This is a genomic window from Streptomyces sp. NRRL WC-3549 (genome assembly GCF_000721935.1).
GTDB lineage: Bacteria > Actinomycetota > Actinomycetes > Streptomycetales > Streptomycetaceae > Streptomyces.
The window spans coordinates 31,622-31,843 of sequence record NZ_KL585430.1 but is presented as its reverse complement, the minus strand read 5'-3'; the positions used below and the strand labels follow the sequence as shown (position 1 = coordinate 31,843).

Sequence of the window (222 nt, the reverse complement as noted above, 5' to 3'; positions counted from 1 at the left end):
CCCGCCCACCGCGGCCGCGATCACCGGGGTGCCGGAGGCCTGCGCCTCGATGGCGACCAGGCCGAAGGACTCGCTGTACGAGGGCATGACCAGCACGGACGCGGCCCGGAACCAGTCGGCGAGCTGCTCCTGTCCGACCGGCGGGTGGAACCGCACGACGTCGGCGATGCCCAGGCGCTGTCTCTTATACACATCTCTGAGCGGGCTGGCAAGGCAGACCGC

General features: G+C 71.2%; 1 protein-coding gene. It reads right to left on the bottom strand.

The window, feature by feature from the left end:
• The coding region (locus IH13_RS0130245; RefSeq protein ID WP_158791403.1) for a glycosyltransferase at positions 1–222 on the bottom strand (222 nt) is incomplete at both ends.